Below are 17,790 nucleotides of genomic sequence, written 5' to 3' on the forward strand. Positions count from 1 at the left end.
CTGCCATGATCTACTTCGACCACAACGCGGCGCCGCCGGTGGACCCCCGCGTCATCGACGCGATGGTGCCCTATCTCAGGGAACACGCCGGCAATCCGTCCAGCCTGCACCGGCTGGGCGCGGAGGCGCGCCGGGCGCTGGACCGGGCGCGCGGCCAGGTCGCCGGACTGATCGGCGCAGGTCCGGGCGAGATCGTATTCACGGCCTGCGGTACGGAAGCGGACAACCTGGCCGTCAAGGGGCTGGCGCAGGCGAGGACGAATCAGGGCCGGCACATCGTTGTATCCAGCATTGAGCATCATGCGGTGCTCTACGCCGCGAAAGCCATGGAACGGCAGGGGTTCGCCGTCACGCAGGTCCCTGCCGACGGGGACGGCGTCGTGCAACCTGACCGGGTTGCACGGGCTATGCGGGAAGATACCGTCCTCGTTTCCGTCATGCTCGCAAACGATGAGACCGGTACCATCCAGCCCGTGCGCGAAATCGCCGGAGTCGCCCGCCGTCGCGGCGCGGTCATGCATACGGACGCCGTAGCGGCCGTAGGGCGGCTGCCCGTCAACGTTGATGAGTTGAACGTCGATGCTCTCTCCCTTTCCGCCCGGACCCTGAACGGCCCACCCGGCGCCGGCGCCCTCTATTTGAAGGCAGGCACCCGGCTGCGCCCCCAGGTGGAAGGAGGCGTGCAGGAAGAGGGCCGCCGCGGCGGCCACGAGAACATCCCCGCCATCGTGGGGTTCGGCAGGGCGGCGGAACTGGCGGTGGAAGAATTACCCCGCCGGATCGACCGGCTGAAGCGGCTGGATGAGGCGCTGTTGCGCGGTTTGAAGGATCGCCTGCCGGATATCTCTATCAATGGGCATCCCCTCCAGCGCGTACCGGGTCACCTGAACCTGTGGATACCGGAGGCCGACGGGGAATCCCTCGTGCTGATGCTCGACGCCCGGGGAATCGCCGTCTCCGTCGGTTCCTCGTGCGCCGCTCACGCGTTCAAGCCCTCTCACGTGCTGTTGGCCCTGGGGCGGACGGCGGCCGAGGCCCGATGCTCGCTGCTGGTCACCGTTGGTCCGGACACCGGGGAATCCGAGGTCGAGGAGGCACTGGACGCGCTCGCCGAGGTTGTGGGCGAACTGCGCGCTATCGCTGGCGTGAGCGTCTGACTCGACCGGCGTAAATGTCGGCCGCGAGGCATGCGCGAAGGTCGGGGATGACTAAGGCACAACAGCAGCGGAGGCAATGACGAGACATGATCCAGGCGGCCAAGACCCTCGATACCTACGGCCTGCTCTGTCCCGTGCCGATCATGAAGACCGCGTCGGCCATCAGGGAGATCGCCGTGGGTGACGTGCTCGAAGTGCTGGCCGACGATCCGCAGATCCTGGAAGACATGCCGGCCTGGTGCGCGAGTAACGGGCACGCCCTGCTCGATACGATCGAAGAAGATGAAGAGTTCAGGTTATATGTCAGAAAGGTAAAATGATTGCAATGGCGTGTCCCGGAGTGTATTTTGCGCAACGAGATTCAGCCGTAGCGCGCTTCGCGGCAGATCGCCGCCGAATGGGAGAAAAAGATGGCCCATGAAGTGACCATGCGGGACGTTGTGGACCGATTGAAGCAGATCATGTACCCGGGATTCGACCGCGACATCGTCTCCTTCGGCCTGGTCAAGAACGTGCAGGCCTCCGACGGTCACGTGGCCTTCAGCCTGGCGTTTTCCACACAGGACGAATCCATGCGGCGCCAGATCACCCTGACGGCCAAAGAAGCGGTGGAACGCATGCCCGGAGTGCAGGACGTGCAGATCACCGGACCGCCGCCGGGACAATCGGCTACGGCCCAGGGGCACGCGGGCGGGCCGGCGGGGCAGCCCGGACAGCCCGGGAAAATCGAATTGCCGGGAGTCAAGACCATCGTGGCGGTAGCCAGCGGCAAGGGCGGCGTGGGCAAATCCACGGTCTCGGTGAACCTGTCCGTAGCCCTGGCCGACGCCGGTGCGAGCGTGGGCCTGCTCGACGCCGACATATATGGTCCCAGCATCCCGACCATGATGGGCGTGAAGGACCAGCCCGGCGTGGTGGGGCAGAAGATCCTGCCCATGATCGCCCACGACATAAAAATGATGTCCTTCGGATTCCTGATACCCGAAGACCAGTCGGTCACCTGGCGGGGTCCCATGGTCCACCAGGCCGTGCAGCAACTCTTGCGCGACGTCCTGTGGGGAGAACTGGACTGCCTCGTCATCGACATGCCCCCGGGTACGGGGGACGCGCACCTGACGCTGACCCAGTCCGTGCCGCTGACCGGCGGCCTGGTGGTGACGACGCCGCAGGACGTGGCCCTGATCGATGCGCGGCGCGGCGTGGCCATGTTCCAGCAGGTGAACGTGCCCATACTCGGCATCGTCGAAAACATGAGCTATTTCAACTGTCCCCACTGCGGCGAGCGCACGGATATCTTCACGACGGGCGGAGGCAAGCGGGCCAGCGAGGCGCTGGGCGTGCCCTTCGTCGGCGAGCTGCCCATCGATCCGGCGGTCTGCCTGGCGGGCGACCAGGGCACGCCGATCGTCCGACGGGAACCGGACTCGCAGCAGACGGAAGCCTTCCGCCAGGTGGCGGAGACGCTGCGGGCGTCGATCGGGGTGTGAGGATTCGGTGTCTGACGGAACGCGGCAGATTTTGGGAGAAACCCTGATCCGGTGAGCGGTCCGGAAGGAGAATAGACCATGTCCAAACCCGTGAAAGCAGTCGGATTGCTGTCCGGCGGACTGGACAGCACGATCGCGGCCGCCATGCTGATGCGGCAGGGCATCGAAATACAGGGGCTCACGTTTTACACCGGTTTTTGCGTGGTGGAGCACAACCGCAGGTCCAAGACGCGGAAGCGCAAGAAACCGGTGCGCAACGAGGCCCTTCAGGCCGGCGCCAAGCTGGACCTGCCCGTCGAGATGATCGACATCTCTGGACCGGACTACCTGAAAGTCCTGACCGATCCGAAATACGGCTACGGAAAAACCGTGAATCCATGTATCGACTGCCGCATCTTCATGTTCAGGCGGGCCCGGCAGTACATGGACGAGATCGGCGCCCAGTTCATGTTCACCGGCGAGGTCCTCGGCCAGCGGCCCATGTCCCAGCGCCGCCAGCCCATGAACGTCATCGACCGGGACGCCGAACTCGACGGCCTGCTGCTGCGCCCTCTCTCCGCCAAGCGCCTGCCGCCCACCGTGCCGGAACAGGAGGGGTGGGTGGACCGGGAGCAACTGGGCGACATCCAGGGCCGTTCCCGCCAGAAGCAGATGGAACTGGCCGAGGAGTACGGCATCGAGGACTATCCTTCGCCCGCTGGGGGCTGCTGCTACCTGACCGACCAGAACTTCGGCCGTCGCATCCTCGATTTTTTCGAACACGAGGGCAAGGAAAACCTGACCATGGACGACGTGATGCTCCTCAAGATCGGCCGCCACTTCCGCGTCAAGCCCGATGTGAAAGTGGTGATGGGCAGGGAAGAAGGGGAAAACAAGTTCCTGGAACGCTACGCCCCGGGCCGCTGGAGACTGGAGACCAAGGACGTAACGGGTCCGACCACCCTCGTCGAGGGCCATCCTACCGACGACGACCTCCGGCAGATCGCGGGCATGACCGTCCGTTACGCGGGGTCGAAGGCCGATGCCGGCACCCCGGTGGCCTGCCGCTACGAAGATGACGAGCGCATCCTCGAACCGTCCCCGGTCGAGGAGTCTGTGCTGGAGGCGTGGCGGATTTAGGGCCGGTTAGTGTGCGGCCCTGAGCACTCATCAGGGCGCGAATCGCCCCCTTACACTTAAACCCACAGTCTTATTGTAGCACGAAAACTGGCGGTTTAGTGCGCTAGATCGTGAATATGGATCTCGACTGAAATGATGTAGCTCGTAGAGGCTACAAGGAGATCGTTCATAATAAGTACCGAAATAGTGAAGTGTCTCCTTTTCTGTTCGTGGTTGACAAGTGACAATAGACACTTTACATTAATGATTCGCAGTTTTCGACATCGGGAGCTAAGACGCTTATACGAGCGCGGAGATCCCAGCCTCATTCGTACCGACCTGCGCGAGAGAGTCGAAGTGATGCTGGCACAACTCGACGTGGCAGAAAACGTGAACGCAATGCGTCTATCCAGATATCGGCTGCACGCTCTCAAGGGTAACCTAAAAAGCCATTGGTCGATCACCGTGAAAGCCAATTGGCGTATCATCTTCCGCTTCGAGAACGGAAATGTCTACGACGTAGATATGATTGATTATCACTGAAGAAAGTAGGATCGAAAATGCCCATGAAGAACCCGCCACATCCCGGCAAGGTGGTGCGCATTTCATGCCTGGAACCGCTCGGGCTCAGCGTGACCGAGGGCGCGAAGGTACTGGGCGTAAGCCGTCAGGCACTTTCGAATCTGGTGAATTGCCATTCACGGATTTCCGGCGACATGGCGGTTCGCCTTGCAAAGGCTTTCGGCTCGACCCCGGAGACCTGGATTCGTCTGCAGGCGGCTTACGACGTCGCACAGGCGCAGGCCCGAGAGGATCAAATCGAAGTTGAGCGTTTCCTACCCGGGTAGTCTGACGTGTTGACTATTAACTACACCAGAAGACACAAACTTATACCCTAACTCGTACTTTACTCTTCGGTTGTAGCTACTACAATAAGGCTACAAGGAGATCGTTCATCGTGAATTCCGATGCAGTTGTTCGAGCACGAATAGATAAAGAAACCAAAGCTCGAGCTAAGACAGCGCTTCAGGCTATAGGCTTGTCCATGTCCGATGCGATTCGATTACTAATGGTGCGTGTAGCGAACGAGAAACGGTTGCCGTTTTCGATTCAGGTACCGCGTCCTGCGACTACCAAGGCGATGAAAGAACTGGAAGAGGGTAAGGGTCAGCGATTCGACACTGCCGAAGGTTTGTACCAAGACCTCGAAACATGAAATGCAGATTCCGGTTCGTTGTATTTACACCCGGTCCGGTCAGGTTTACACACTGATCTTTTTGAGCTGTAACCTGTCAGGCCCTACACAGTCCGGTTACAGACCACTTTGACCGATCTCCCCGTTATAGAACGCGTATCCAATAACTCGGCCGAGGTCAACGCGTCCATCATATGGCTCCATGGTCTGGGGGCGGACGGAGGCGATTTTGCGCCGATTGTTCCGCAACTGGGGCTGCCGGCGGCCTACGCAGTCCGCTTCGTGTTTCCATCAGCGCCATCCATCCCGGTGACGATCAACCAGGGGATGGTGATGCCCGCGTGGTACGATATCCTGGAGCTGGGTGAAACCCGGCGTCTCGACGAAGACGGATTGCGCGCTTCAGCAGGCAAGGTGCAGGCGTTGTTGCGACGGGAGATCGATCGGGGCGTACCGAGCGAACGGATCCTGCTGGCGGGCTTTTCCCAGGGCGGCGCGGTCTGTCTCGAAGCCGGGCTGTCGTTTCAATACCGGATCGGCGGCATCATTGCCCTGTCCACCTACTTTCCCACGGCGGCCAGCATCGTCGTGCATCCAGCCCAGTCCAGGCTTCCCGTACTGGTCTGTCACGGATCAATGGATCCGATGTTGAATGAATCCCTGGGGCGCGACGCCGCCGAATCCCTCAGGCGATTGGGCATGGTTCCCGAATACCACGCGTATCCCATGGCCCACCAGGTGTCTCCGCAGGAAATCGTCCAGATCGGCCAATGGATCCGCGCCGTACTGGGGAACTGAAGGGGATTGTTTTGGGAAGGCGCACCGGAAGCCTCAGAGTTCAATTCGGAGGTTCAGATACTCAGCAATCCCGCCGCGTTATTTTTCACAATCCCCATGGCTGCGTCATCTTGAAGATCGATGAGCACCCGCGCTAATGCCGCCGTCGGCATGAATACCGGGGCGTGAGACCCGAAAAGCAGCTTGCCCCCGATTCCGGCGTCCACCAGCATCTTCACGCTGTCCACCCCATCCACCTGGGGCGTATCGGCGTAAAGACCGGGCAATTCACGGACTTGCGCCGCGAATTCCCTCAAAGTAGCCGCGCTCGTTCCGCCCATGACCAGTTTCAAATCGGGATGGCGTTTCGCCGCTTCCACCACGTCTCTTGCCGGTACATCGGGCACCATCGCCAAAGGGTGTTGTCGTCGTGGGTCATCGATACGAATCTGCACCATCACGGCCAGATTCACCCGACCCGCCTCTTCGAACAGTTCATCCGCCGCATCCAGTCCATACCCTCCATAACCCGGCAGCAGCTTGATCATGCGGACGGCACGATGCCCGGTCGATTCCGCCAACTCTTCCGGCCATGTGGGCAGCGTCGGGTCGATGACCGGTACAGGGCTGATGTCGCCATACTTCTCTGCCGCTTCATATACAAGAGGGTTGCAGAGATGTGGGTTGGTACTCCACGCGGCCGCCAGTGGGGCCATGAAAATCCGCTCCACGCCGTACTCGCGTAACGAGGTTCGCACCGAAGCGACGTCGTACGGCACGTTGACCAGGGCCGGCCACGGACCGGTCCATGCGTTGACGTCGATGATCATGATTCACTCCGTAGTTTCCGCCCCGCTATCTCCCCAGCTCCGGGCCTCGTTTTGCAATCCCCGGTACCGAACCTCGTCCAGAGCCCCCAATCAGTTGCCCAACTTCAATATCCGCAATGCGTTATCCCACAGAATCGCACGTTTGTCGATGTGTGGTATGTCCGACCCCAGGACCTTGTTCATCGTGACGCCGAAGTGGCGGATAGGCGCGTCCGAGCCATAAACGACCCGGTGAGCGCCAAGCCTGCTGACGGCCGCTTCGACCATGCCGCTTTCCGGATCGCCGCCCGACGTATCCACCACGACGTTCGGCACGTCGGCGACCGCCTCGATGCCCCGGAGACCCACTCCGTTGAGATGGGCCATGATGATCCTTGCCTCGGGGTGGCGGCGGGCGAGGTCGGCCACGTCGAAGGGCGTGGACTCGCCGGGCAGGTTGCCGGCGGTCTTCAGCCAGGCGTGCTGCAGCACCGGGACGTCCAATGACACAGCCGCTTTCATGATCGGGTCGAGACCGGGGCCCGATGCCCTGCGGGCCACCCAGAGCTTGACCCCGGCCATGTGGTGAGTTCCCACGCATCGCTCGATCTCGGCGACGGCCTCGTCCGGGAAAGCGGGTGTGACATAGCAGAACGGCAGGATCGCGTCGGGTTGTACGTCTCGCATCCGCAGCACGTAGTCGTTGGCCAGTCGGCACTGTTCGAAGGTGGGTTCATAGGGCGTGGTTTCGTACAGCGAAAACACACACATCCGGGTCACGCCGGAACGGCGGGCGGTCGCGATCAGTCTTTCCGCATCCTCGACAGGCGAGGAAACCCCAAAGGATCCGAAACAGTTCAGGGGATGTACGTGGATGTCCAGTACCGGTCCGTCGGGTAGAAGCTTCTGACGCAGGGAGGCGAGGGTCATGAAACAGAAAGTAGCCGTTACAGCCGGTAGAAGGAGATGGCGTTGTCCCGAAACAGCTTGCGTCTTTCGGCGTCGGAGAGTCCGCTGGTCGCCCACGACAGGATCTCCACCCAGCGCGGGTACTCCGTAGCCTGGAAGGCGACGGGCCAGTCCCCGCCGTATATGACGCGGTCGATGCCGAAACACGCGATCACGTGGTCGATGTAGGGTTTCAGGTCCTCGGGCGTCCACCGCTCCATGTCGGCCTCCGTGACGAGGCCCGACACCTTGCAGGACACGTTTGGCATTTCCGCCAGGGTCCTCAGTTCGTCCTTCCACGGGTCGAAGACCTGGTTTTTGATGTCGGGTTTTCCGATATGATCCAGTATGAAGGAGACTTCGGGACACTGTCTTACGAATCCGATCGCATTCGCCAGCTGTGGGTGGAAGATGCAGATGTCGAAAGACAGCCCGTGGGACGGCAGCAGGCGGCCCCCTTCGATGAACGCCGGCTGGAGGCAGAAGCCGGCGTCTTCGGACTGCAGCAGGCGGCGGATACCCTTGACCAGCGGAATGGCGGCCAGAGTCTCGAGATCTTCATCGACGGCCGCGCCCCGTTCGAGCGGCGCGTTGGCCACGATCCCGCGAATCCGGTCGTCCTGCCGGGCAAGGCCGGATACCCATTCCGCTTCCTGGACGTGTTGGCCCGCGTCGCATTCGCACTGCACGAAGACCATCTGCTCCACCTGGACGTCCCCGCAGGCCTGCCGGTATTCCTCCAGCAGGTACCGCTGGTTCAGCAGGGGTATGTCGTCCAGCCAGCTGTATCTCAGGTGATTCGGGTCCCACAGATGTACGTGGGTGTCTACAATGGGGAAGTCCATCATGGTTTGGTCTCTTTCAGGGTGTGTCGCGTTGCGAGTACGTGGTTTAGTTAGATGCCTCCGGAGGAGACGCTTTGGGTAAAAACAGGGTTCTTCCAGGCGTACCACGCTTTATCGGTATATCCGCTCTTGACTTCAACGTCGACTTCCATGCGCAATGCGACGATCTCTTCGTCGCTTAAAACATCCATCAACGCGCTTTTGAGACGCTCGCCGACGTCCACGTCCAGAATCCGTCCTTTCTTCTTCGACATAACCCATCCTCATGGAATAAAAACCAGTTTGATCATTATAGAAATACAGGCGGCTAGAATAATGCCGATGATCCACCGAAAATACGTAGCGTTACTTTCGATCAGGTATCTGATGTGATCATCTGACGCTTCAAGTCTGGCCAACCGGTTTTTGATACTGTTGTCTTTGTAATAGATTTCGACCATTACTTCTTCGTTGGAGCTATGTGGTTTTCTTTCGTTCACATTTGATCTCCTTCAATTGCAAGCTATCGGGGCAATGGCAGGCAGTCAATGGATTTACAGCCGCAAATTCATCAAGCGACTGGCTGCGAGTCCGACCTTGAGAAACCTGTAGAATCAAGCGCCTGTGGTGTTGTTTTTGTGCTTGAACTATCTCGCACCCCCGTGTACTATGCCGGTTCGACGGATCCTTCAACTTTCCCCGTTTTCTGGTCGAAAGTTCGTCTTCTACGTTAATTGGACTATATGAATTAGACGGTAAGTAACGCCAATTCTCGGATCCTATTTCATGTCTGCCGAAACCCCTACCGAAGCTACCCGTCCGCTCGGCAAGCTGGCGCCCCTGAAACTGGCCGCCGTGCCCACCTTCGCCGGCATGCTGAAGTACATCGGTCCCGGCATCGTCTGGGCCGGACTGGCCCAGGGCAGCGGCGAGCTCATCTGGTGGCCCTACCTGACCGCCAAGTACGGCGCGGCCTTCATCGGCCTGCTCATCCCGGCCGCCCTGATGCAGTTCTGGGTGAACGTGGAGATCGCCCGGTATACAATCATGACGGGCGAGACGGCCCTGACCGGCTTCAGCCGCATCGGGAAGTGGTACGTGTCGGCCATCTGGGTCGGGGTGTTCCTGGAGAACATCTGGTTCGGCGCCTACGCGTCGGCGGGTGGCGGCGCGCTGGCGGAGCTTACCGGGTTTCCCTTCGGATGGACGGTCCGGGGTCAGTCGCTTTTCTGGGCCTACCTGACCATCGGCATCTACCTGGTCGCCCTGTTCATGGGCCGGGTGGTCTACCTGATCGTGGAACGACTTACCGTGGCCGTGGTCGTCATCACGATGGTGGGAATCGCTTTTGCCGTTTTCCAGCGGCCTGTACTAGACGTGGCGGGCGAATTCTTCGGCGTCCTGCTGACGCCCGGTTACCACAGGCCCGCCAACTGGGACCCCGCGGACCTGTCCACGGTGCTCACCGCCATCGTCTTCGCCGGGGCCGGCGGGTTCGGCCAGCTCTTCCTGTCCTACTGGATGCGGGACAAAGGCGTGGGGATGTCGGCCTATATCGGGCGCATAACCAGTCCCCTGCGCGCCGCGCCAGAGGCTATTTCGGCGACGGGTTATGCCTTCGAGGACAACGAGGCCAACCGGATAAACTACGGGAAGTTCATGCGGTACCTGAAGCTCGAATCCGGACTCGGCGTCGCGCTGAACCTGGTCACGACCATCATCATGTGCTGGTTGGCTTGGGCCCTGCTGAAGCCGCAGGGCATCGTTCCCGAGGGCTGGGAAATCGCCGTGGTGCAGTCCGCTTTCTTCGAGGTCAGCTGGGGCGCCATCGGCAAAGTCGTTTTCCTGATCGTCGCCGCGGCTTTTCTGTGCGATGCCTGGCTGCAGTCCACCGACGGATTCGCCCGCATCCAGGCCGACTTCATCTACGCCAACGTGAAGCGGGCGAGGCGGTTTCATTTCCGCACGCTGTACTACGGTTTCGTCGTGGTCTTCACCCTGCTGACCACGATCACGCTACCCCTCGCGCAGCCCGGGGACCTGCTCATCATCCGGGGCGTCATCGCCTTCATGGCCATGGGGCTCTTCTGTCCCGGCCTGATCTACCTGAACTACGTGCTCGTTCCCCGGGCCTTCCCCGCGTGGGTGAAGCCCCATCCGCTCACCCGGGTCATCATGGTCGCCATCACCGCGACCTACATCTCCATCGGACTCTGGTACATCTTCGTGCGCCTGTCCTGAGCGCAGGAATCCACCCCGATCGATAATTTCGGGGCACCGCGTCGCCCGCGAAGCCTATTCCTACTACACCACCGCTGGCGCCATCCGCGCCGTTCTTTCTTCGGCGATGCGTACCCCGGCCTCGATGATCTCGAGGGATTCGTCGATCTGCGCTTCGGTGATGGTGATGGGCGGCATGAACCGCAGTACCTGGGAACCCGACAGTTCCATGAAGCGCAGGCTCAACGGGTCCTTGTTGAGCATCCTGGGCACGATGGGCAGCCAGAGCCCGTTCTCGTAACAGTACTCCGTCACCATAGCGGCGCCTTCGAAATTGGGCTCCCGGCTCTGCTTGTCCGTCACCAGTTCGAGCCCCAGGCACAGGCCAAGCCCCCGGGCCTCGCCCACGATTTCATATTCCGCCTCCATCACCTTGAGCCGGTCCATGAAGTAGTTGCCCACGACCCGGGCGTTTTCCACCAGGTTCTCGCGATCGACGATTTCGATATTGGCCAGGCCGGTCTCGCAGAGCAGCGGGTCTCCGGCGTGGGACGAGAAGGGCATGAATCCCTTTGCCACCGCGGCGTCCGCGATTTCCGCGCTGGTCATCACGGCGCACAGGGGCACGGCGCCGCCGAGTCCCTTGGAGCAGGTCACGATGTCGGGCACGAAATCGAAGTGCTCGAAGGCGAACCACTTGCCCGTCCGTCCGAAGCACGTCAGGGCCTCGTCCGCCACGGTCAGGATGTCCCGTTCCCGGCAGATCTCCACGATCCGCTGGATCCACTCCTTGGACGGCACGATCTGTCCCGCCGCGCTCATCAGCGGTTCGAAGAAGAAGGCCGCGGGCCGTCCGGAGGTGGACGAGTCGATCACGTTCTCCGCCGCGTCTGCGCATCCCAGGTTGCAGCAGGCTTCATCCCGGCAGAACTGGCACCGGTATTCGTATGGCGTCGGGATGAAAGAAGCGCCGGTGGGCATGGGCCCGTATCCTTCCCGAAGCATGCCGCCCCTTCCGGTGATGGACGCGCTGCCGTAGGACTGCCCGTGGTAGCCGCGCATGAGGGCGATCACCTCGAAGCGGTCCGTGTACTTCCGCACGAGGCGCAGGGCCATTTCGTTGGATTCGGATCCCGTGCAGGCGAAGAAGGACTTCTGCAGCGGGTCCGGCGCGATTTCGGCCATCTTCTTGGCCAGCAACACCTCCGACGGTGCGATGAAAGTCGTACCCACTTGGATGATCTTGTGGGCCTGGTCGCAGAGGGCCTTTACGTATTCCGGGTGGGAATGGCCCAGGGTCACGCAAAGTTGACCCGATTGAAAGTCGATGAACCGCCGGCCTTCCACGTCCCACATGTAAAGCCCGTCGCCGCGTTCGGGAACCAGCGGCGCGGTGCGCATCGGATGACGCAACAGGTACTCATTGCCGAGTTCAAGCCAGCCCGCGTTCGTGGTGGGTAGCGACGCCATGATCCGTCTCCTGAGGTTGCTGAACTTTGATTTTGGCCATCGTTTTAAGGGGGGAAATAGGGTAAGGCCATGCTAAACCGACACCACCGGCGTGTCAATACATTTCGCCGGTGCCGTTGCGAGGCGATCCAGATTGTTTTTGCCTTGTTGCGGTCGCGGTTCTATCTTCAGCGGGGTTCACATTCCCTGGTTTATTTCATAGGCCAATCGTAAAGATCTATAGCATCCGAGGCGCATCATGAAAACTTATCGCGTAGGGATCATCGGACTGGGCCGCATGGGCAGTACGATCGACGACGAAGGCCACACGCCCCTGCCCTATTCCATCGCGGCGGCCAGCAGGGCGAGCGAACGGCTGGAGATCGCCGCCGGCTGCGACCTGCGCTCCGAACGCAGGGAGGACTTTTCCAGGCGCTGGGGCGTCCACGCCCTGTACGAGGATTTCCGGGAGATGGTCCGGGAGGAACGCCCCGACATAGTTGCCGTATGCACCACCGCCTCGGGTCTGCAGAAACCGGCCCGGGAGGCGCCCGACGCGTCGTTCCGCGGAGATTCCCACGCCGAGTTGGCCGTCGCACTGGCGGAATTGGGCGTGCCCATGCTCTACGTGGAAAAGGCCATGGCCAGCTCCATGGCCGCGGCCGACGATATCCACGACGCCGTTTTGAAGCACGGAACGGTGTTCAATACGGGCGTGCTGCGCAGATTCGACAACCGCTACGGCGTGGTGCGGAACGCGGTCCTGAGAGGCGACGTGGGCGAACCCAGGGCGGCTATCCACTACGCGCGTTCATCCCTGATGCACGGTCACATCCATTCCATCGACACGCTCTCCTGGCTGCTCGGTGATCCCGTCATCAGGTCCGTTCGCGGCGAGATCGACCCCCGGGACTACGTCATCGAAGACGATCACATCCCCTACGACCCGATCGCGACGTACGAACTGGACTTCGAGAACGGTGTGCGTGCGTGGTCGATCCCCGCGGCGGGATGGGAGTACGAGATCATCGGGTCCGAAGGGACCATCCGGTCGCTGAACAACGGGGCCGGCGCATCATTGCGGCGCGCGCCGCTCGACGAAGGAGACGATCATAAGGGTCGCAGCACCTGGGAGGAAGTGCCGTTCGAATTCGTTACGCCTGAGAGCACGGTCGTGTCCTGCCTCGAAGATCTCATCCGTGCATACGAGACGGACGAGCAAAGCCTCGGCCATGTCGAGATCGCCCACCACATCACGGAAGCCTGCATCGCCGTCGCCGAAAGCCACCGCCGCGGCGGCGCCTGGGTGGATCTCCCGCTGGTCAACCGGGATCTGTACATCTGGCACGTCTGAATGCCTGGTCGGGAGCAGCAGGCTGTGCTATCGCCCCCATGATCTGGGTTTATTACCTTGGGGGTGGTTCGTCCTGTGGTGCGGAAGCGTTGAATCTCAAGTAACCCCTCACCTCATCCACCTTAGTCTCCACCCGGTCCAACGATGCCCGCAAATCCTTGATCTCCGCTTTGATTTCGGTCCTTAAGCTACTCATTTCAGTGCGCAATTCAGATCTCAAGCTACCCATTTCGTTTCTCAAGCTACCCATTTCGTTTCTCAAGCTACCTGTTTCACTTCCAATTTCATCCCTTATGGAGTTTAACGAAACATGCAAATACGTTAATACTGAAATAAGGGTGATTATCGATGTAAAGACTGCGCCGTGACGCTGCCACCAACCTGACTCGGTCATTCCATTCCCTCCCAATACATTACGCATTGTGTCCACGATGCCTGTGGTTCCTGAATCTTACTGACGGGGGCTGGAATCGTTGCCGGTTACAAGATCCGTAATCGCAATCCGGATCACCCGGATATCTTCATTGATGTCTTCGAGAGTCGTTAAGATTCCACTTTCTATTGCTTCTCTCTTCCCCATCCAAAGGCACAGTTTTCCGACAGCCCCGATTACAGCGATCAACAGTACGGCAGCAACCGCGGGCAACCACAAAGGTATCGATTCCATTTGAATCTCTTTTTGGGCGATTTTTTTAGTGTGTACCTGTGTAATGGATCACGAGATAAACAACTTTAAGAGGATCGCAACGGTCATAACCAATTGACCGATCACTACCGTCTCGATCCGGGATAGGCGTTTGTCTATCTGTTCGATGATGCCTTCCAGGCGTTCTATCCGTCCTTCGTGGTTCGTACTTTCAGTCGACATGATTTGAACCAGTCCTTTCAAACGGCCTTCCGTTGGCCAAGCCCCATTACCATATCTTGATCATAGCGACCAGCAACCCGGCGAAGTTAACCAGTCCCACCAGTGCGAGAGCCAATACCCAGGTTTTTGTCGCCATCGTTTGTTCTATCACGCTCAATCTGGTTAGTATACCGTCCTGGCTATCGGAACCGTGAACAGCGTTGTCCAGCCGGCCAACTGTATTCTCCAACCTTCGCATATCGTTTTGCAATTGCCCCACGTCTCTTTGCAAATGCCCCAGGTCTCTTTGCAGTTGCCCCACATCGGTTTACTCCTTGTTGACATGCCATGCCTGTAATCCCATCTAGCAAATATGATGCGGGTATTCTCTAAATGGAATAGACAGAATACCTCCACTGATTCTCGAAGAATAAAAACATTTTTGAAGGCAAGGTAGGTTCCGAGCGGACAACCAGGCACGGATCAAGACAGTGTTGAGGGTCCTGAATCCGCGCGCACGCTCCGGGGATGGCTGGATTCTACCTGCACCAACCGGTCTTCCTCCAGCACGTAACCAGTCAACCGGCCGCCGTAGATACATCCCGAATCCAGGCCGATCACGTAGGGCGAGCCGTCGTCCCGACGCTTGACGACGAGCCCCCCGGGCGCGTCGTGGCCGAATATGATCAGCTTTCCCGATGGATCGTAGGCGTCATGCCATCGCGGTCCCACAAGACCGTCCACGGGCGGCCAGGTCCGGATGACGAGAAACTCGTCCGTAGTAGTGCCTTGCAGGCCTTTTTCAGGATTGATCCCTGCATGGACCAGGAGAAATTCGGACTCGTCTATCCACAGGGGCAGCGATTCAAGCCAGGGGATCAGGGAATCGGCAACCCGTGCGAGTGATTCCAGGGTCTGAAGGTAATCGCGCCATCGCGTGGGAACCGGGGTTCCGGACAAGTGCTTTCGGAGCCGGTCCGGCAGCCGGTAGTCGTGGTTGCCGAGGACCATCCTCGCCCCGGTATCATGGATCAGTGTCCATACATCGACGGGGTCCGGTCCCCTGGTAAAGGCGTCGCCTGTCAGGTAGAGGAGGTCCGTATCCCGTTGGAATTCCAGTTTGGAAAGCAGTTGTTCGAATTCACGGGCGCAGCCGTGAATGTCGCCGATGAACAGGGTTCGCAAGGAGATTCAGGACTCCGGGAAGATCAACACGCGGGTACGAACTGATGGAAACGATGGCCCTCACTAAGTCTACCGGAGGACACGGACGACCGGCAATGTCGTCATCCTGAATGATAACCGTTCGACTAGGGGAGGGTCAAGGGAATGAACCGCGAATTTCCTTTCCTTAAATCGTTGAACGCAGAAAAGCCCCGTACCTGCAACGGGGCTTTTCTTTTTCGCGGGACCGATCGCCCTTTTCAGTGGCCGAGGCTCCTACTTGGGGCGAACGGGAAGACGTTCTAAGGTGACTTGATACAAATGCCAAGACGAGTGTGTCCAGGATGTAGTCTTGTCACACTGTCCTGTCAGGATAATACCGGGAGCCACCCTTGAACTTGGCGAGTGGCCACAACCTTGGCAGGCATGACCACTCACCCATCACAGGACTCTGTCAGTACCCTGGCTACGGGCCCGGATTATCCCGAGATTCGATGGTTATTAAGGAGCCGCAACACCAATCACGAACGAAGTACTCTCAGCACCGTCGGCTGTAGCCGTAACCGATGTTTCGCCGTACGCCGTATTAACATGGCGCTGGTCGAACTCGTAAGTGGCTAGTCCAGCAGCCGCAGTGACCATATCCCTGATCGTTTCGACCTCTACCGCCGGACTTGCACCAGGATCAGCGAGATCGTTGTGTCTATCGAAACTAATGACATCAGTATCGTTGCTCTCAAGCGATATAGCTAGGGTTCGGCCAGGGTCCGTAGTAGCAACCACCCAATTCCCTTCCGCATTTCGCTCTTCCACGCGTATCGTGTAGGTGATCTTGGTGGTACCTTCCAAGGTGTTCGCTGGGTTAAAATTAGCTTCCGTCAGTGCCGGCACGCCGTAGTCATCATGCGTCTTGTCGGTGTTCTTCCGAGCGATATTCAGCGTGTAGTCAGACTTACGGACAGCACGCAACCGATATTGGAAATCTCCAATCGGCGTAACGGTGATCTTAACCGGCTTGCTGGTCTTTCCACCTGATGTTGCCGTGATGGACGTCGAGCCCGCACCATTTGCGGAAACAGTCCCTCCATCGACGGATGCTACCGCGGGGTTGCTGGAAGCCCATTCGAACGAAGCGCCGGCTATTTCGGACGCATCTTTTTCATGCGCCGTAGCCGCCAACTTCACCGAAGACCCCTCGGGTATGACAAGGCTGTAACCGGCATCCTTTGAAGTCTTCTGGGAACCTGGACCGGCTACGAGAACATGGTCTATGGCGCCGGCGACGTTGACATTGATATCTATCTTAATGCCCCGTCCGTCGACCATTAAGGATAACTTGGCTTCACCGGAAAGGCCAGCTTCGATCATGCCGTCTCCATCTATCGACACAACCTCGTCAGAATTAGACGACCATGAAAACATCACGTCAACCATGTCGCCTGATTGAGACGCCGCTTTCGCCGTGAGCATATCCTCGGTACCGGCAATCAGGTTGAGAGGCGACAACTTATTACCTGTTCCGTCTTTCTTGTCACCACCCTGATCGAAATTCGGAGCGAGATAATAGTACTTCTTCTCATTGGAACCGCGGATGATCGTGATGTGGTGAACGTCCGCGAGAATGGTGGTGAGGTCGGGAATGCCACCCGGTATACCTGAGTCACCAGTATCGCCCTTATCACCCTTGGGACCTGGATCACCTTTCGGACCAGTATCGCCCTGATCACCCTTCGCTCCGGGCTGACCTGCCGGACCCTGATCACCCTTCGCTCCGGGCTGACCTGCCGGACCCTGCGAACCTGTAGCGCCTGGCGGGCCTGCAGCGCCTGCCGGACCCGTCGGACCTGCCGGGCCGGTCTTACCTTCGCATCCCATCAGGGACAAGCCGAAGGCCAATACAGCAATTATGAGGTAATGCATTGTGTTCTCCCATTTATGGAAACACTCACTAAAAGGAATGACGAAGATACGAAACGGACCTATATCGCCTCCTTTCCCGCGAATTGATCGGTTGATTAGATCGCAACTCAAGACTGCTTGGACTCAAGACTGCTTGGACTCAAGACTAGTCGGATTTCGGGCCTTATCTGCGGACTTTTCCCCTTAAATATGATTAGATTGAACGTCAGGAAGCGGCCGGCTTCCTCGCCTGAAATCAGATGAAACAGGACACCATGTACTGTTCTGTTTTTGGAGGTATGAATTCGGTTACGTCAGGCGGGATCGGGTACATCAGGTATGGGTAAAACAGGGAAGGGGTGAGCGTAGATTGGTGGGCGCTGGACCAACAACAGGTCGAGGTGGTTCTACTCCTTCATTTCGGACCGCCAGGGTGAATTGCCTTGAGCCCACCCTGCGTGTGGCGTATATTGACGGGGTTGTTGAGACGTGGAATTCTCGGAGAATAATTAGTGGTAATACCTAGTATTTATCAACTTGCCATCAGCATCAAACCATTCTG

General features: G+C 59.1%; 20 protein-coding genes. 10 read left to right on the forward strand and 10 right to left on the reverse strand.

What is annotated here, in order from left to right:
- Nucleotides 1-5: 5 nt before the first annotated feature.
- The 8 genes from OXG98_01110 to OXG98_01145 all read left to right on the forward strand — a co-directional run bounded on the left by OXG98_01110 (nt 6) and on the right by OXG98_01145 (nt 5,735).
- Nucleotides 6-1,157 carry a cysteine desulfurase family protein gene (locus OXG98_01110; protein MCY3770612.1) on the forward strand — a complete coding sequence of 384 codons (1,152 nt, stop codon included), beginning with the start codon at nt 6-8 and terminating at the stop codon, nt 1,155-1,157.
- Between the two features lie 86 nt (nt 1,158-1,243).
- Nucleotides 1,244-1,477: a sulfurtransferase TusA family protein gene (locus OXG98_01115; GenBank protein ID MCY3770613.1), complete on the forward strand. Its 234-nt coding sequence runs from the start codon at nt 1,244-1,246 to the stop codon at nt 1,475-1,477.
- A 90-nt stretch (nt 1,478-1,567) separates the two neighbouring features.
- Nucleotides 1,568-2,644 carry an Mrp/NBP35 family ATP-binding protein gene (locus tag OXG98_01120; protein MCY3770614.1) on the forward strand — a complete coding sequence of 359 codons (1,077 nt, stop codon included), beginning with the start codon at nt 1,568-1,570 and terminating at the stop codon, nt 2,642-2,644.
- 78 nt (nt 2,645-2,722) lie between these two features.
- Nucleotides 2,723-3,763 (forward strand): 7-cyano-7-deazaguanine synthase, encoded by a 1,041-nt coding sequence (locus OXG98_01125; protein MCY3770615.1) that lies wholly within the window; start codon nt 2,723-2,725, stop codon nt 3,761-3,763.
- Between the two features lie 243 nt (nt 3,764-4,006).
- Nucleotides 4,007-4,285, forward strand: coding sequence for a type II toxin-antitoxin system RelE/ParE family toxin (locus OXG98_01130; protein MCY3770616.1), 279 nt, complete (start codon nt 4,007-4,009; stop codon nt 4,283-4,285).
- A 17-nt stretch (nt 4,286-4,302) separates the two neighbouring features.
- Nucleotides 4,303-4,590 carry a HigA family addiction module antitoxin gene (locus OXG98_01135; protein ID MCY3770617.1) on the forward strand — a complete coding sequence of 96 codons (288 nt, stop codon included), beginning with the start codon at nt 4,303-4,305 and terminating at the stop codon, nt 4,588-4,590.
- Nucleotides 4,591-4,700: 110 nt separating this feature from the next.
- Nucleotides 4,701-4,958: a type II toxin-antitoxin system RelB/DinJ family antitoxin gene (locus OXG98_01140; protein MCY3770618.1), complete on the forward strand. Its 258-nt coding sequence runs from the start codon at nt 4,701-4,703 to the stop codon at nt 4,956-4,958.
- 108 nt (nt 4,959-5,066) lie between these two features.
- A complete protein-coding gene (locus tag OXG98_01145; protein ID MCY3770619.1) occupies nt 5,067-5,735 on the forward strand; it encodes a carboxylesterase in 669 nt (222 codons plus the stop codon).
- Nucleotides 5,736-5,788: 53 nt separating this feature from the next.
- Here the strand turns inward: OXG98_01145 and OXG98_01150 are convergent, their stop codons facing one another.
- The 5 genes from OXG98_01150 to OXG98_01170 all read right to left on the reverse strand — a co-directional run bounded on the left by OXG98_01150 (nt 5,789) and on the right by OXG98_01170 (nt 8,795).
- Nucleotides 5,789-6,544, reverse strand: a complete 756-nt coding sequence (locus OXG98_01150; GenBank protein MCY3770620.1) for an amidohydrolase family protein — start codon at nt 6,542-6,544, stop codon at nt 5,789-5,791.
- Between the two features lie 90 nt (nt 6,545-6,634).
- Nucleotides 6,635-7,453: an amidohydrolase family protein gene (locus tag OXG98_01155; protein ID MCY3770621.1), complete on the reverse strand. Its 819-nt coding sequence runs from the start codon at nt 7,451-7,453 to the stop codon at nt 6,635-6,637.
- 17 nt (nt 7,454-7,470) lie between these two features.
- A complete protein-coding gene (locus OXG98_01160; GenBank protein ID MCY3770622.1) occupies nt 7,471-8,319 on the reverse strand; it encodes an amidohydrolase family protein in 849 nt (282 codons plus the stop codon).
- 47 nt (nt 8,320-8,366) lie between these two features.
- Nucleotides 8,367-8,570 carry a hypothetical protein gene (locus tag OXG98_01165; GenBank protein MCY3770623.1) on the reverse strand — a complete coding sequence of 68 codons (204 nt, stop codon included), beginning with the start codon at nt 8,568-8,570 and terminating at the stop codon, nt 8,367-8,369.
- A gap of 9 nt (nt 8,571-8,579) precedes the next feature.
- On the reverse strand, nt 8,580-8,795 hold the full coding sequence (locus OXG98_01170; protein ID MCY3770624.1) for a hypothetical protein: 216 nt from the start codon (nt 8,793-8,795) through the stop codon (nt 8,580-8,582).
- A gap of 286 nt (nt 8,796-9,081) precedes the next feature.
- Here OXG98_01170 and OXG98_01175 point away from each other — a divergent pair, with 286 nt between their 5' ends.
- Nucleotides 9,082-10,536: an Nramp family divalent metal transporter gene (locus OXG98_01175; protein ID MCY3770625.1), complete on the forward strand. Its 1,455-nt coding sequence runs from the start codon at nt 9,082-9,084 to the stop codon at nt 10,534-10,536.
- A gap of 63 nt (nt 10,537-10,599) precedes the next feature.
- On the opposite strand, the gene OXG98_01180 is transcribed toward OXG98_01175, so the two are convergent.
- On the reverse strand, nt 10,600-11,985 hold the full coding sequence (locus OXG98_01180) for an aspartate aminotransferase family protein (GenBank protein MCY3770626.1): 1,386 nt from the start codon (nt 11,983-11,985) through the stop codon (nt 10,600-10,602).
- A 238-nt stretch (nt 11,986-12,223) separates the two neighbouring features.
- Between OXG98_01180 and OXG98_01185 the strand changes: the two genes are divergently transcribed.
- Nucleotides 12,224-13,318: a Gfo/Idh/MocA family oxidoreductase gene (locus OXG98_01185; protein MCY3770627.1), complete on the forward strand. Its 1,095-nt coding sequence runs from the start codon at nt 12,224-12,226 to the stop codon at nt 13,316-13,318.
- 715 nt (nt 13,319-14,033) lie between these two features.
- Here OXG98_01185 and OXG98_01190 read toward each other — a convergent pair.
- From OXG98_01190 to OXG98_01205, 4 genes are all read right to left on the reverse strand, one after another.
- Entirely contained in the window at nt 14,034-14,186 is a 153-nt protein-coding gene (locus OXG98_01190) for a hypothetical protein (GenBank protein MCY3770628.1), read from the reverse strand.
- 46 nt (nt 14,187-14,232) lie between these two features.
- On the reverse strand, nt 14,233-14,487 hold the full coding sequence (locus OXG98_01195) for a hypothetical protein (protein ID MCY3770629.1): 255 nt from the start codon (nt 14,485-14,487) through the stop codon (nt 14,233-14,235).
- Nucleotides 14,488-14,648: 161 nt separating this feature from the next.
- Entirely contained in the window at nt 14,649-15,350 is a 702-nt protein-coding gene (locus OXG98_01200) for a metallophosphoesterase (GenBank protein ID MCY3770630.1), read from the reverse strand.
- A gap of 480 nt (nt 15,351-15,830) precedes the next feature.
- Complete coding sequence (locus OXG98_01205) at nt 15,831-17,249, reverse strand: Ig-like domain-containing protein (protein ID MCY3770631.1); 1,419 nt, start codon at nt 17,247-17,249, stop codon at nt 15,831-15,833.
- Nucleotides 17,250-17,790 lie beyond the last annotated feature (541 nt).

The organism is Gemmatimonadota bacterium (assembly GCA_026706345.1).
Classification (GTDB): Bacteria; JAAXHH01; JAAXHH01; order JAAXHH01; family JAAXHH01; genus JAAXHH01.

Excerpts from the sequence above, each read along its gene's own strand:
- OXG98_01110 (MCY3770612.1), top strand. The coding sequence starts at position 6 with ATGATCTACTTCGACCACAACGCGGCGCCGCCGGTGGACCCCCGCGTC.
- OXG98_01115 (MCY3770613.1), top strand. The coding sequence starts at position 1,244 with ATGATCCAGGCGGCCAAGACCCTCGATACCTACGGCCTGCTCTGTCCC.
- OXG98_01120 (MCY3770614.1), top strand. The coding sequence starts at position 1,568 with ATGGCCCATGAAGTGACCATGCGGGACGTTGTGGACCGATTGAAGCAG.
- OXG98_01125 (MCY3770615.1), top strand. The coding sequence starts at position 2,723 with ATGTCCAAACCCGTGAAAGCAGTCGGATTGCTGTCCGGCGGACTGGAC.
- OXG98_01130 (MCY3770616.1), top strand. The coding sequence starts at position 4,007 with ATGATTCGCAGTTTTCGACATCGGGAGCTAAGACGCTTATACGAGCGC.
- OXG98_01135 (MCY3770617.1), top strand. The coding sequence starts at position 4,303 with ATGCCCATGAAGAACCCGCCACATCCCGGCAAGGTGGTGCGCATTTCA.
- OXG98_01150 (MCY3770620.1), bottom strand. The coding sequence starts at position 6,544 with ATGATCATCGACGTCAACGCATGGACCGGTCCGTGGCCGGCCCTGGTC.
- OXG98_01155 (MCY3770621.1), bottom strand. The coding sequence starts at position 7,453 with ATGACCCTCGCCTCCCTGCGTCAGAAGCTTCTACCCGACGGACCGGTA.
- OXG98_01160 (MCY3770622.1), bottom strand. The coding sequence starts at position 8,319 with ATGATGGACTTCCCCATTGTAGACACCCACGTACATCTGTGGGACCCG.
- OXG98_01165 (MCY3770623.1), bottom strand. The coding sequence starts at position 8,570 with ATGTCGAAGAAGAAAGGACGGATTCTGGACGTGGACGTCGGCGAGCGT.
- OXG98_01175 (MCY3770625.1), top strand. The coding sequence starts at position 9,082 with ATGTCTGCCGAAACCCCTACCGAAGCTACCCGTCCGCTCGGCAAGCTG.
- OXG98_01180 (MCY3770626.1), bottom strand. The coding sequence starts at position 11,985 with ATGGCGTCGCTACCCACCACGAACGCGGGCTGGCTTGAACTCGGCAAT.
- OXG98_01185 (MCY3770627.1), top strand. The coding sequence starts at position 12,224 with ATGAAAACTTATCGCGTAGGGATCATCGGACTGGGCCGCATGGGCAGT.
- OXG98_01190 (MCY3770628.1), bottom strand. The coding sequence starts at position 14,186 with ATGTCGACTGAAAGTACGAACCACGAAGGACGGATAGAACGCCTGGAA.
- OXG98_01205 (MCY3770631.1), bottom strand. The coding sequence starts at position 17,249 with ATGCATTACCTCATAATTGCTGTATTGGCCTTCGGCTTGTCCCTGATG.